Raw genomic sequence first — 13,961 nt, 5'->3', positions numbered from 1 at the left:
GTTACTTCTTGCGCAAGGCATCCGCGAGTGCGGCACCAAAAGCGCCCTGCGGTGATGAAGTCTGCGGCTTGTTCGGTACGGCTGGCTTTGGTCTGTAGCTGTTATTGTCAGCCTTTTGCTCTTTTGGCACAGGTGCGGCGCCATCCTTGCGCATGGTCAGGCTGATGCGGTTGCGTTTTACGTCGATATCAACGACGCGAACCTTCACCACATCCCCCGCCTTGACGACTTCGTGCGCGTCCTTGACGAAACGATCTGCCAGCTGTGAGAGATGGACCAGACCGTCCTGATGGACGCCGATATCGACAAAGGCGCCGAAGGCCGCCACGTTGGTGACAGTTCCTTCAAGCATCATTCCCGGTTTCAGATCCTTGATATTGTCGATGCCGTCGGCAAAGGCTGCCGTCTTGAACTGCGGGCGAGGATCGCGACCGGGTTTTTCAAGCTCTGCAATGATGTCGCGAACCGTTGGTAGACCGAAACGCTCGTCAACGAAAAGGCGTGGATCGAGCGCCTTCAAAGCAGAACCGTCATTCATCAGCGAGCGGACATCGCGACCACAAGCACTGACGATCTTCTTGGCGACGCCATAAGCTTCCGGATGGACGGCTGATGCGTCCAGCGGCTCTGTGCCGTCAGGAATACGCAGGAATCCTGCGCATTGTTCGAAGGCACGCGGCCCTAGCCGGGCGACTTTCAGAAGATCACGCCGGGTTTTGAACGGACCAACCTCGTTGCGGTAAGCGATTACCGCTTCGGCCAGTGAGGTGCCCAGGCCTGAAATGCGAGCGAGTAGCGGTGCCGAGGCGGTGTTGAGATCAACGCCCACCGCATTCACAGCATCTTCGACAACACCGTCGAGTGAGCGGGCCAAGCGATACTGGTCAACATCATGCTGGTACTGGCCAACGCCAATGGATTTAGGCTCGATCTTGACCAGTTCTGCCAGCGGGTCCTGCAAGCGCCGGGCTATGGAAACAGCGCCTCTAAGCGAAACGTCAAGATCGGGGAATTCCGCAGCTGCTGTTGCAGATGCCGAGTAAACCGACGCACCGGCTTCGCTAACGATCACCTTTAACGGCTTTGGCGATGGCATATCGCCAAGCATATCAGCGACAAGGCGCTCGGTCTCGCGACTGCCGGTCCCGTTGCCGATCGCGATCAGCTCAATCTTGTGTTTGACAATCAGGCGGGCCAGTTCGGCTTGCGTCCCGCGGACATCATTGCGCGGCGGGAAGGGATAGACCGTTGTGGTGTCGAGTACCTTGCCTGTGCCATCGATAATAGCGACTTTGACGCCGGTACGAATGCCCGGATCAAGTCCCATCGTTGCGCGCGATCCCGCCGGTGCTGCCAAAAGCAAATCCTTAAGGTTGCGGGCGAAAACGTGAATGGCCTCTTCTTCGGCTTTTTCGCGCATCTGCGTCATCAGATCGATGGACAGGTTGAGAGACAGTCGCGCACGCCAGGCCCAGCGGACAACCTCCATCAACCAGCTATCGGCGGCTGTTCCGTTCGGGGAGATTGAATAAGCGCTGGCGACCATGCGCTCAACAGGTTTGACGGGCGACGTATCGTCGGCATCGACCTCAATGTCGAGCGACAGCACATCTTCATTGCGCCCGCGCAACATTGCGAGTGCACGGTGGCCGGGGATCGTTGCCCAACGCTCGAAATGGTTGAAATAGTCGGAGAATTTTGCGCCCGCTTCCTGTTTGCCATCGGCAACCTTGGCCCGCAGAACGGCCTTATCCTTCATATGGTTGCGCAGACGGCCGACAAGATCGGCATTTTCCGAGAACGTCTCGACCAGAATATCGCGTGCGCCATCGAGAGCCGTTTTTACGTCAGGTACATCTGCGGTCAGAAAGGTCTGAGCAAGTTCGGATGGAACTGTGCGGCGGTCAGACAGAACTGTTTCGGCGAGTGGGCCCAATCCACGCTCGCGGGCAATTTCAGCCCGTGTTCGCCGCTTGGGTTTGTAGGGCAGATAGATGTCTTCAAGTTCAGCTTTGGTGACTGATGACAGGATTTTGTTTTCCAACTCATCGGTCAGTTTACCCTGACTGCGGATCGACTCGATGATCGTATCGCGTCGCGCATCGAGTTCACGCAGGTACACCAGCCGCTCATCCAAAAGCCGCAACTGTGTATCATCAAGCCCACCGGTCACCTCCTTGCGGTAGCGGGCAATGAACGGAACGGTTGCGCCGCCATCCAGTAGGTCAATGGCAGCATTGGCCTGTTCAGGTCTGGCGTTAATCTCGGTGGCAATGATACGCGCAATACGGGCAGTTGTGGCAGTCATACTGGTCTCATCAATCATAATCGGAGGGTGACCATAGGGCTGCCAGTGGCAATCGGCAATCATTTGATCCTGCCGCGCACAAAGCGTTCCACGGAAAATTGGAGGACCTGCCCTTGGCTTGACGGATCAGATGAAACGTTTCCTTATCGCTGCACATCTCTGCTGATTCAGCCAAAATGGGTAATATGACTATGCAGGCAAATACGAAGCCAAGGATTTTGTGCGTTGGTGCGCTGACGATGGACACGATCTTCCGGTTGGATAGGTTGCCGCCCGGTCCCGGTAAATTCATCCCGCAGGAGGCTGTTGAGATTGCGGCGGGCATGGCCTCAAGTCAGGCGGCCAGCATTGCGAGACTCGGTGGTGACGCATTTCTCTGGGCCTCAGCCGGGCTGGACCATATTGGTGATCGGGTGGTTGCCGAATTGACAGACGAAGGTGTCAACTGCTCGTTCGTCCGCCGCATTGATGGCGCTCGCTCGGCCTTCTCGTCGATCTTCGTCGACAGATCGGGCGAGCGTATGATCGTGCCGTTTTATGACAAAACCCTTTTGAGCGCGCCGGAGGAAATTCCGTCGGTTAAAGACGGCGCATTCGATGTGGTGATGACGGATGTCCGCTGGCCGTTGGCGGCAGCAACTGCGCTCAAGGCGGCGCGGGAGGCAGGCGTTCCCGGCGTTCTCGATGCGGATGTTGCGCCGCTTGAGACACTTGAACGACTGTTGCCTTTAGCCTCGCACATTGTCGCCTCCGAACCCGCGGCGGAAATCGTCACCGGTGAAACGGATATCGAGCATGCGGTGATTGCCCTGGCGGCACGCTATCGCGGTTTTGTCGCTGTAACCGGTGGGAATAAGGGCTGTTTCTGGTCGGAAGGCGAAGCGGGTATAGTGAACCATATGCCGGCTTTTCCAGTGGATGTCGTGGACACGCTTGCGGCTGGAGATGTCTTTCACGGAGCCTTTGCGCTTGGGTTGGCTGAGGGGCAGGCCATGGAAGAGATCATGCGGTTTGCCAGCGCTGCCGCCGCTATCAAGTGCGCACGGTTTGGTGGACGCGCCGGTGCGCCAACACGAAACGAAGTTGAACAGTTCCTCCTAGTCTAGCAACATCTGTATTCATAATGATAAAAAAGTGCGTGACAACTTATTGACTCATAACTAACATGTTAGTAGTCTTTATTCATTGAGAGAGTGGGAGGAAAATCATTGTCTCGGGTTGAACGGTTTGGACTTTCTGCGGCGTTGACGATGCCGTTTGATGCGGCGTTGGCAATTGATCTGCGTGCCGCGATCGATCATGCAAAGTCCTGTTTGCAGCGTGGTTGCAGCAGTGTGACGTTGTTTGGAACAACGGGTGAGGGCTCGTCTATCGGTGCTTTGGAGCGTCAGACTGTTATCAAGGAATTCATTGCGGCGGGAATTGAACCATCGCAAATCGTTGTCGGCATCATGGCAAATTCCCACGTCGATGCTGCTGAGCAGGCGCGGTTTGCGCTTGATACGGGATGCAAGGGCATTCTCCTTGCACCGCCATCTTACTTCAAGAATGTCAGTGATGACGGATTGTTTGACTGGCATTCGGCAACATTCAGGGCAATCGGACCAGATGTTCGTGGAGTTATTCTTTATAATCTCCCGTCTGTTACGGCGGTTGAGATTTCCATTGATCTTGTCACGCGCTTGCGGGAGGCCTTTCCCAACGCCATTGCAGGGGTAAAGGACTCCTCCGGCAACTGGAACTATACGGAAAAAATGCTGGCGCGGCACAATGATCTTGCCATTCTGATTGGTGACGAGCGAAGCCTTGCAGGCGGCGTGCGGCTTGGCGGGCAGGGCGCGATTTCAGGGCTGGCCAATCTTTACCCCGAACGTCTTCTGCGCATGATTGATGAAGGGCGTGATGACGAAGAGGTGGTTGCGGCTGTCAACGAACTGGTGAAGTATCCAGTGATTCCTGCGGTCAAGGCAATGGTTGCGCATCATCGTGGTGAAGACGGTTGGCGGCGCACGCGCGGCCCGCTGGACACTTTGCCAGAGGGTGATTTCAAGCATCTGACGACGATCTTTGATCGTTTGTTCGTAGCGGCGGCAGCCTGACGGGGAATCGTAAAAGCGCCCCGAGGAGGAACAGGCATGGATGATAGTGGCGAGCCGGTAAGACTGCGTGAAAAAGCCTATGCCAGTTTCACAGAGCATCTTCTGGCCCGTGATTTTCATCCGGGACAGTTCGTATCGCAGCGCCAGCTTGTGGCCATGACGGGGATGCCGCTTGGCGCGATCCGCGAAGTTGTCCCGAGGCTTGAAGCCGAGGGGCTGGTGAAGACGGTTCCGCAGCGCGGGATACAGATTGCACATATCGATATCAACCTTATCCGGGAGGCGTTTCAGTTTCGTGTGTTCATGGAGAAGGAGGCCATCGCGCTATTCTGCGTTTCCGCATCCGACGATCTGTTGGCAAAGCTGCGCCGCGAACATGAAGAGACATTGGAAATGGCATTGAGGGATGGTGAAACGCCGGAGCTTGAGCTGCACGCACAGGCGATTGACTGGTCCCTGCACGATACGATCATTGATTCCCTTGGTAACGGGATCATTTCGAAAGCCTATCGTATCAATGCCATCAAGATGCGGTTGATCAACCAGGAGCGGTTTCGCATCACGGGTCGGGTCATTCCGGTGATGCGCGAGCATCTGGCGGTAATATCAGCCATCGAGTCACGCGAACCCCAGGCGGCGATGGATGCCATCGCTGAACACATAAACAATGCAAGGAACCTTGCTCTGAAAGTCTGAATGCACCGGTGCCGGAAATGGGAGTTACGGCACTGAAATAATCATGGGAGGATGATAAGCATGAAACGGATTCAACCGACACGCCGGCAATTTCTGGCCGGATCAGCAGCACTAGGCGCTGCCAGCTTTGCCGGACTAAAACCGGCATTCGCCAATGTCGACTGGAAGAAATATGCGGGCACGACGCTTGAGGTGAACCTGATCAAGAGTCCGCGTGGCGATATTCTGCAAAAGTATCAGAAAGAATTCGAAGAACTGACCGGGATCAAAGTGAATTCTGAGCAGACACCGGAACAGCAGCAGCGCCAGAAAGCCGTGATTGAACTGACATCCGGCAAGCCGAGCTTTGACGTCATCCATATCAGCTATCACGTGCAGAAACGGCAGTTCGAAAAGGGCGGCTGGCTTGCCGACCTGACACCATTCCTGAAGGACCCCAGCCTTACCGAACCTTCACTCGTCGAAAGCGATTTCGCTGAAGCCGGGTTGGCTTTTGCCAAGGACAAAAACGGTCGTTTCGGCGGTCTTCCGTTCTCAGTGGATTACTGGATTCTCTATTGGAACAAGGAACTCTTTGCCGCCAAAGGGGTCGAATATCCAAAATCCTTTGATGAGCTGGTGAGTGCAGCAGAGAAGCTTACCGATACGAGCAAGGGCACTTACGGCTTCGTCGCGCGGGGCATGAAGAACGCCAATACGCCTGTCTGGGCCAGTCTCATGCTTGGTTATGGCAAGAGCACGATTGATGATGGCAATCTCCAGACCGACACGCCTGAAGCTATCGAAGCGGCAACGCTCTACCAGCGGCTGATGACGAAATCCGCACCTCCCGGTGTGACTGGCTTCAATTGGGCCGAATGCCAATCAAACTTCTTGCAGGGCAAGGTTGCCATGTGGCTTGACGGTATCGGTTTTGCGCCGCCACTGGAAAACCCGGAGAAATCGCGGGTCGTTGGCAAGGTCGGCTATGGCGTTATGCCGAAGGGACCAGTCACGCAGGCCGCGCCAACATTTGGTGACGGTATCGGGGTGACGGAAGGGTCATCGAAGAAGGAAGCAGCCTATCTTTATTGCCAGTGGGCAATCTCGAAGGAGATGGGCGCACGCCTGCTGCAAACCGGTTCCGGTGTACCGTTCCGCAATTCGATTCTCAATGATCCCGAGGTTCGCAAGGGTGTAACCATGCCGTCCGAATGGGTTGATGTGTTGACGGCATCGGCCAAGGTCAGCCAGCTTTGCCTGCCCGTTATCGTCCCGGTCACAGAGTTCCGCGATGTGATGGGTGTCGGGCTGACCAACCTTCTCGGTGGTGCTGACCCTGCAACGGAAATGAAACGGGCAACCGAAGAGTTCCGGCCGATCCTTGCGCGCAGTGAGGGCAAATGACAATCGCCGCTCCGACCATGACCAGTGAGGCACAAAACACCAAGGCCAGAACAGGCAAACGCCGGCTCAAGCCGAGCTATTGGCCGTTTGTTATTCCGGCGCTGGTTATTGTCGGGGCGGTCATTCTATTCCCGTGGGCGTTCACGCTGTGGATGAGTGTCAATGAATGGCATCTTGGCGGCGAACAAAGCTTTGTCGGCTTTGCCAATTTTACCCGGTTGGCCAGTGATGTCCGCTTCTGGCAATCCATGGGGCACACGGTGCTCTATACGCTTCTCTCCGTCATTGCCCCTTTATTTTTCGGAACCATTGCGGCCCTGATCTTTGACAGCAAACTGCCGATGCGTGGTCTCTTACGCGGTATATTCGTCATGCCGATGATGGCAACGCCCGTGGCGATCGCACTGGTCTGGACCATGATGTACCACCCGCAGCTTGGGGTTCTCAATTACTTGTTGTCACTGGTTGGGATTGGTCCGCAGGAATGGATATTCAATCAGAAGACAGTGATTCCGTCACTTGTGCTTGTTGAGACATGGCAATGGACGCCGCTGGTCATGCTGATTGTGCTCGGGGGGCTCGCTTCCATGCCGCGCGATCCCTTTGAAAGCGCGGAGATTGACGGCGCCAATGGTTGGCAGAAATTCCGCTACATCACACTGCCGATGATCCTGCCGTTCATGATGGTCGCAGTGATCATCCGTTCAATCGATGCCCTGAAAAGCTTCGACATCATTTTTGCCATGACGCAAGGCGGCCCGGGAACGGCATCCGAAACGATCAATATCTATCTCTATAACGTTGCGTTCTCCTATTACGACATAGGCTATGGCTCGGCGATTGCCGTGGTCTTCTTCATCGTCATCATCACCATGTCTCTGGCGCTGCTTTACCTGCGCCAGCGGACCAAATGGAATAGCTGAGGGAGACGCCGATGGCCCGCCGTAGTCCGCTGAAATCACTGGGCACAGCCTTTGTCGTGTTCGTGATTGTTTCGCCCGCCATTTTCTTCTTTCTCTGGATGTTGTCGCTGTCGTTGAAATATGAGATCGACAACGGCGCCTATCCGCCCATCTTCATTCCGGAACGCATCGCGTGGTCAAATTACACGCAGATCTTTGCGACCAACGATTTCCTCCACTACTTCTGGAACAGTCTCGTCGTAACTGGCATATCGACATTGCTTGCGCTGCTTGTCGGGGTTCCAGCGGGTTATGGTATTGCACGTTTGCGCGCCGACAAGGCGGCCATCGTCGTCATGATCGCGCGTATGACGCCGGGCCTTTCCTATCTCATCCCCTTGTTTCTGCTTTTCCAGACAATGGGGTTGCTGGGGACACTGTGGCCGCAGATCATCATCCATCTGGTTGTGACAGTGCCCATCGTGATCTGGATCATGATCGGCTATTTCGAAACAACGCCGATGGAACTGGAAGAGGCTGCCATGATTGACGGCGCAACCTCGTGGCAGGTTTTTGTCAAGGTAGCGCTGCCGATTGCCAAACCCGGTATTGTGGTTTCGTTGATATTGGCGGTGATCTTTTCCTGGAACAATTTCGTCTTTGGCATTGTGCTTGCCAGTCGCGAGACCCGGACGCTGCCTGTCGCAGTCTACAATATGCTGTCCTTTGAACAGGTCAGTTGGGGCCCATTGGCCGCTGCGGCGCTGGTCGTTACGCTGCCTGTGCTGTTGCTGACAATTTTTGCGCAACGCCAGATCATTGCGGGTCTTACCGCCGGTGCCGTCAAGGGCGGCTAGTATAATATTAGGGAACAGGGAGAACGCGATGGCTTCGGTCTCGATCAAGGATGTCACCAAGAAATACGGTACTGTCAATGTAATGCACGGTGTCTCCGTCGATATTGAAGATGGCGAATTCGTTATTCTCGTTGGGCCATCAGGCTGCGGAAAATCGACGTTGCTGCGTATGATCGCAGGGCTTGAAGAGATCACCACGGGCGAGATTGCGATTGGCAGTCGTGTGGTCAATGATCTGCCTGCCAAGGAACGCGACATTGCCATGGTGTTCCAGAACTATGCGCTCTATCCCCATATGACTGTTGCCGACAATATGGGCTTTGCGCTCATGCTGAAGAATGCGCCGAAGCAGGAAAAGGAAAGTCGTGTTGGCCGGGCTGCCGAAATCCTTGGTCTGGAAAAACTGCTCGACCGGTTTCCCCGGCAATTGTCAGGCGGTCAACGGCAGCGTGTTGCCATGGGCCGCGCCATTGTCCGCGATCCGCAGGTGTTCCTGTTTGATGAGCCACTTTCTAATCTCGATGCCAAATTGCGGGTGCAGATGCGCAGCGAAATCAAGGGGCTACACCAGCGGCTCGGGACAACTATTGTCTATGTAACTCACGATCAGATCGAGGCCATGACCATGGCGGACAAGATCGTTGTGATGAAGGATGGTCTGGTTGAGCAGATCGGTACGCCGCTCGACCTCTATGACTATCCGGCCAATCTATTTGTCGCCGGGTTTATCGGATCACCGTCGATGAATTTCATCCGGGGCAGTCTGGCGGGAGTTGGTTCGTTTCAAACGGCGGAGGGGATCAAACTGCCTGTACCGCAGACGATTGCATCGGCAGGATCAGGTGAGGTAATTTATGGCGTGCGCCCGGAACATATAAGGATTGCGGAGGGCGGCATTCCGGTCGACGTCAGTGTTGTCGAACCAACGGGATCGGAAATCATGGTGGTTGGCAAATTGGGTGATCAGGAGATCATGTGCCTCTTCCGTGAGCGGCTCTCCATTAAATCAGGCGATAGAATTCACATAGGGATTGATCCTGCTCACAGCCATCTGTTTGATGGTGCTAGTGGAATGCGTCTTGGCAGTAAAACTGCCACGCATTGATCGCCATAATATCAAGACTTCCAGGAGCATTGCCCGTGACCATATCGACAGAGACTTTCAAGACCGGAACATTTGCTGGCCGTGTCTGGCGCCCTGATGTGCAAGGTCCCGCAATCGTTGTGATCCGCGACGGAGTTTTGTTCGACATCACATCCAAGGAGATCGCAACCATGCGCGATCTTCTGGAACTGGAAGACCCGGCTGCTTATGCGAAAGCACAGGGCGGCGCGAAGCTGGGCTCGCTGGACGAGATTTTCGGGGCATCTGTCGAAAGCGAGGGGGACGCGTCGCAGCTTCGGCTGCTCGCGCCGTGCGATCTTCAGGCAGTGAAAGCCTGCGGTGTTACCTTTGCCCGCTCCATGATCGAACGCGTTATTGAGGAAAAGGCGGCAGGCAATCCCACGCTTGCGCTCAAGATCCGCGAACGGGTGATGCCTATTATTGGTGATAGCCTGCGCGACCTCAAAGCCGGTTCGCCGGAGGCGGCAAAGGTCAAGGCTGCGCTGATAGAAGAAGGCGTCTGGTCGCAATATCTGGAAGTCGGTATCGGCCCGGATGCGGAAGTGTTCTCCAAGGCGCAAGTGCTCTCATCGGTCGGCTGGGGCGCAGCGGTAGGCCTGCATCCCATATCGAGCTGGAACAATCCGGAGCCGGAAATCGTCCTCGCCGTCAACAGCAAAGGCGTGGTGAAAGGCGCAACGCTCGGCAATGACGTGAATCTACGCGATGTCGAAGGCCGTTCTGCACTTCTTCTTGGGAAGGCCAAGGACAACAACGCCTCATCGTCAATCGGCCCGTTCATTCGGCTCTTTGACGCGACCTATTCCATTGATGATGTGCGCAATGCCGACCTTGACCTCATGGTTGAGGGCAAGGATGGCTACGTTCTCAGGGGCAGCAGCACTATGCGGGAGATCAGTCGCGATCCGCTGGATCTGGTTGCCCAGACTACCGGCAGGCATCACCAGTATCCCGATGGGTTCATGCTGTTCATGGGAACGCTCTTTGCGCCAGTGGAAGACCGCGATACGCCCGGGCAGGGGTTCACCCATAAGATCGGCGATGTCGTGACTATATCAAATCCGCAATTGGGTGCGCTTGCGAATACGGTGCGGTTGTCGACGGAATGCCCCGAATGGACCTTTGGCACGTCGGCACTTATGCGCAATCTTGCCGCGCGGGGCTTGCTGTAGTCACCGATCTTCTCGCCGCCATTCAGTCTGGCTCACACGGCCAGATTGAACAATTGTCATAATAGTTTCGTCTAAGTTCGATCAAACTTTCACACAGCCCGTCCAGAGTTGAATGCGAGCGAGGCAGCTGGAATTGTCCAGAACTGCCTCGAGATCATTTTCTCAATTGCCGTATTCAGGGGGCTTTAATGCAGGGTTTTGGTGTGAAAATAGGTTTGGCCGCGGGGCTGTTGGTCGCTGGCTTTGGCGCGACGCCAGCCATGGCCGAAAAGGTCAAGTTTGAATTCTGGTATGGCCTCAGCGGTGATCTTGGCGAACGCGTGCAGGACGCCTGCAAGAAGTTCAACGACTCGCAGGCCAATTTTGAAATCGTCTGCACCAGCCAGAACGGCTATCCTGAAACTGTCCAGAACGCTATTGCCGCCTACCGCGCCAAAAAGCACCCAGCTGTCGTACAGGTATTTGATGGCGGCACGCTCGACCTGATGCTCTCAGGCGCTTTCGTTCCAGCCAAAAAGTTGATGGAAGACAATGGCTACAAGATCGACTGGAGCAACTATTTCCCGGGCATCGCCAATTATTACGCCACTGCAAAGGGCGAACTGAACTCATTCCCGTTCAATTCCTCCACCGCAATGTTCTATTACAATGTTGACGCCTTCACCAAAGCAGGCATCCAGAATGCGCCTGAAACGTGGGAAGATGTTGAAGCCGCTGCACGCAAGTTGAAAGCTGCCGGTTATGCCTGCCCATTCGGCTTCAGCTTTGACAGCTGGGCAACCGTCGAACAGTTCTCCGCCATTCACAATCAGCCTATTGCCACCAAGAACAATGGCTATGACGGGCTTGATACTGAGCTTACGCTCAATAAGACCAAGCTGGTCGACCAGCTGACATTCTTCAAGAAGATGACGGATGAAGGCCTGTTCGTGGTCAAGACCAAGCAGCTCGGCATGGATGTTGTTCCAGCATTCACCTCCGAAACCTGCCAGATGATCCAGTCCTCGATTGCTGATCACGGCACAATCGGCAAGACCATCAAGCAGGGTGCAAAGTGGGATGTGACCATGCTTCCGGTCTGGAAGGGCACGGCCCGCCAGAACTCAATGGTTGGCGGTGCATCCCTTTGGGTTCTGAACAACCGTCCGGAAGCTGAATATAAGGGCGCGGCTGCGTTCCTGAACTTTATCGCCCAGCCCGATATGGTTGAGTGGTGGTCGACAGTAACGGGCTATATCCCTGTTACCAAGACAGGCTTTGAAGCCATGAAAGCCAAGGGCTTTTACGATCAGCCGGCCTTCAAGGGCCGTGAAAAGGCAATCGCCAGCCTGACATTCACGCCAACATCAGCCAATACCCGCGGCATCCGTCTTGGTGGTTTCCCGCAGATCCGCAAGGAAATCTCTGATGCAATGGAAGGCATCTTCTTTGGCAAGCTGACCGTTCAGGCTGGTCTTGATCAGGCTGTTGAGCGCGGTAATGTTATCCTGCGCCGTTTTGAAAAGACCTATGCCGGTAAAGCACTGAACTAATTACAGGCTTTCAAATGGCCCGGAGCATCGCTGCACCGGGCCATTTCATTTTCGCCCATAGGCAGAATTGATTAATCTCATGAACAAGCGCGCTGTTTTCAAAAGCTGGTGGTTGCCCGTCCTTTTTGCCTTGCCGCAACTCCTGCTCATTTTGTTCTTTTTTTACTGGCCGGCCATATCGGTTTTCAACTGGGCTTTTACGCTGGAACCTGCCTTTGGTGGTGCTGGCGAACGTCTCTTTGTCGGCCTCGACAACTTTCGCGATGTTTTTGCCGATAGGGAATATTGGCGTTCCGTTTCACTCAGCCTGTTCTTTGCATTCACCGCAACCGGATTGTCGATGCTGATTGCCTTTGTTCTGGCGATCTGCGTTGACCGCCAGTTGAAGGGATCAGGTCTTTTTCGCTTTTTCTACATCTGGCCCTATGCAATTGCCGCGCCCGCCGTGGGTTTGGCTTTCCGCTTCATCTTTGCGCCGGAGAGCGGACTGATTGCCGTGGTGAATACATGGTCGCCTGATCTTTGGAATCCCGCCAAATATGGCAGCCACGCGATGATTCTCATCATCATCTGTTTCGCGTGGAAATGGATCGGCTACAATTTCATTTTCATGACTGCCGGTCTGCAATCCATACCGCGCAGCCTGCTCGAAGCCTCGTCCATGGATGGCTCAGGACCGGTTCGCCGCGCGCTTGATATCCAGATTCCGCTTCTGGCCCCGACCCTGTTCTTCCTTCTGGTCCTTAATCTGACGGAAAGTTTCGTTGGCCCCGATACGTTCGGTATTGTCGATCTGACCACGGAAGGCGGGCCGAACAAGGCGACCGACGTCATGGTCTACCGCATCGTCAGTGAAGCTTTCCGAGGCCTGAACTATTCGGGTGCAGCAGCGCAAAGTCTCGTCCTGATCGCGCTCATCATGGTGTTTACGTTCATCCAGTTCCGCTTCGTCGAGCGGCGCGTGCATTACAAGTAGGATTACGGCGATGATCGAACGCACTCCAATACTCAACGCCATCACCTACCTCATCATGATCCTGGGATTAATCCTTATTCTCGGGCCATTCTGGATGATCTTCACGGCCGCGACCCAGTCTCTGCAAGAGGTCACTGCTGTACCCTTCAACATGACGCCCGGCGGAGACTTTTTCAAAAATGTTCACGCGGCCTGGGATCGTGCCAATCTCGGTCCGGCATTGCTCAACAGCCTTATCACCTCGCTGCTCGTTATGACCGGCAAGATCGTATTGGCAGCGCTAAGCGCCTTTGCCATCGTTTACTTCAAGAGCCCGCTGCGTCATGTCTTCTTCTGGATGGTTTTCATGACGTTGATGCTGCCTCTCGAAGTACGCGTGATCCCAACCTACAACATCGCTGCTGATGTGTTTGAACCGGTTCGTTGGATCATCCAGACGCTTACCGGAATTGAACTGTCGTTGCAGTGGAATCTCCTGAACTCCTATTCCGGTCTGGTCCTGCCGCTGATTGCAACTGCGACAGGCACATTCCTCTATCGGCAGTTCTACATGACGCTTCCCGATGAGCTGGCGGAAGCCGCCAAGATGGATGGAGCGCGACCGCTGCGCTTCTTCATCGATATTCTGCTGCCGCTCTCGCGCACCAATATGCTGGCGCTGGCAACGATCATGTTTGTCTATGCGTGGAACCAGTATCTCTGGCCCAAGCTGATGACCACCGATGCCAGTTACCAGACGGCCATGGTTGCCATGCGTGCGCTTGTACCATCCGTCAACGCCTTGCCCGAATGGAATGTCTCCATGGCAGGCGCTCTCATCATCATGCTGCCACCCCTTATCGTCGTTGCAGTCCTGCAGCGCTGGTTTGTCCGTGGCCTGGTCTCGACCGAGAAATAAAGGAAAAAG

General features: G+C 55.0%; 12 protein-coding genes. 11 read left to right on the top strand and 1 reads right to left on the bottom strand.

Translation table 11 applies throughout. From position 1 onward, the window contains the following. Position 1: 1 nt before the first annotated feature. Complete coding sequence (locus BLU05_RS14875) at positions 2–2,308, bottom strand: Tex family protein (protein ID WP_091882273.1); 2,307 nt, start codon at positions 2,306–2,308, stop codon at positions 2–4. A gap of 191 nt (positions 2,309–2,499) precedes the next feature. Here BLU05_RS14875 and BLU05_RS14870 point away from each other — a divergent pair, with 191 nt between their 5' ends. The 11 genes from BLU05_RS14870 (at position 2,500) to BLU05_RS14820 (ending at position 13,952) form a co-directional block, all read left to right on the top strand. Beyond that, positions 2,500–3,414 (top strand): sugar kinase, encoded by a 915-nt coding sequence (locus BLU05_RS14870; RefSeq protein WP_091882270.1) that lies wholly within the window; start codon positions 2,500–2,502, stop codon positions 3,412–3,414. Positions 3,415–3,516: 102 nt separating this feature from the next. Then, positions 3,517–4,407: a dihydrodipicolinate synthase family protein gene (locus BLU05_RS14865; protein ID WP_091881292.1), complete on the top strand. Its 891-nt coding sequence runs from the start codon at positions 3,517–3,519 to the stop codon at positions 4,405–4,407. Between the two features lie 36 nt (positions 4,408–4,443). After that, complete coding sequence (locus BLU05_RS14860; protein ID WP_091881289.1) at positions 4,444–5,103, top strand: GntR family transcriptional regulator; 660 nt, start codon at positions 4,444–4,446, stop codon at positions 5,101–5,103. A gap of 60 nt (positions 5,104–5,163) precedes the next feature. Next, a complete protein-coding gene (locus BLU05_RS14855; protein ID WP_091881286.1) occupies positions 5,164–6,489 on the top strand; it encodes an ABC transporter substrate-binding protein in 1,326 nt (441 codons plus the stop codon). 17 nt (positions 6,490–6,506) lie between these two features. Then, positions 6,507–7,412, top strand: a complete 906-nt coding sequence (locus BLU05_RS14850) for a carbohydrate ABC transporter permease (RefSeq protein WP_175540639.1) — start codon at positions 6,507–6,509, stop codon at positions 7,410–7,412. Positions 7,413–7,423: 11 nt separating this feature from the next. Continuing rightward, positions 7,424–8,248 carry a carbohydrate ABC transporter permease gene (locus BLU05_RS14845; RefSeq protein WP_091881279.1) on the top strand — a complete coding sequence of 275 codons (825 nt, stop codon included), beginning with the start codon at positions 7,424–7,426 and terminating at the stop codon, positions 8,246–8,248. 28 nt (positions 8,249–8,276) lie between these two features. Then, on the top strand, positions 8,277–9,353 hold the full coding sequence (ugpC, locus tag BLU05_RS14840; protein ID WP_091881276.1) for an ABC transporter ATP-binding protein: 1,077 nt from the start codon (positions 8,277–8,279) through the stop codon (positions 9,351–9,353). A gap of 35 nt (positions 9,354–9,388) precedes the next feature. After that, positions 9,389–10,546 carry a fumarylacetoacetate hydrolase family protein gene (locus BLU05_RS14835; RefSeq protein ID WP_175540619.1) on the top strand — a complete coding sequence of 386 codons (1,158 nt, stop codon included), beginning with the start codon at positions 9,389–9,391 and terminating at the stop codon, positions 10,544–10,546. Positions 10,547–10,734: 188 nt separating this feature from the next. After that, positions 10,735–12,078 (top strand): extracellular solute-binding protein, encoded by a 1,344-nt coding sequence (locus BLU05_RS14830; protein ID WP_091881273.1) that lies wholly within the window; start codon positions 10,735–10,737, stop codon positions 12,076–12,078. 79 nt (positions 12,079–12,157) lie between these two features. Next, positions 12,158–13,054 carry a carbohydrate ABC transporter permease gene (locus BLU05_RS14825; protein WP_091881270.1) on the top strand — a complete coding sequence of 299 codons (897 nt, stop codon included), beginning with the start codon at positions 12,158–12,160 and terminating at the stop codon, positions 13,052–13,054. A 10-nt stretch (positions 13,055–13,064) separates the two neighbouring features. Continuing rightward, positions 13,065–13,952: an ABC transporter permease subunit gene (locus BLU05_RS14820; RefSeq protein WP_091881267.1), complete on the top strand. Its 888-nt coding sequence runs from the start codon at positions 13,065–13,067 to the stop codon at positions 13,950–13,952. Positions 13,953–13,961: the final 9 nt, after the last annotated feature.

The organism is Phyllobacterium sp. OV277 (assembly GCF_900104355.1).
Taxonomy (GTDB): domain Bacteria; phylum Pseudomonadota; class Alphaproteobacteria; order Rhizobiales; family Rhizobiaceae; genus Phyllobacterium.
This window is presented reverse-complemented; position numbering and strand designations above follow the sequence as displayed.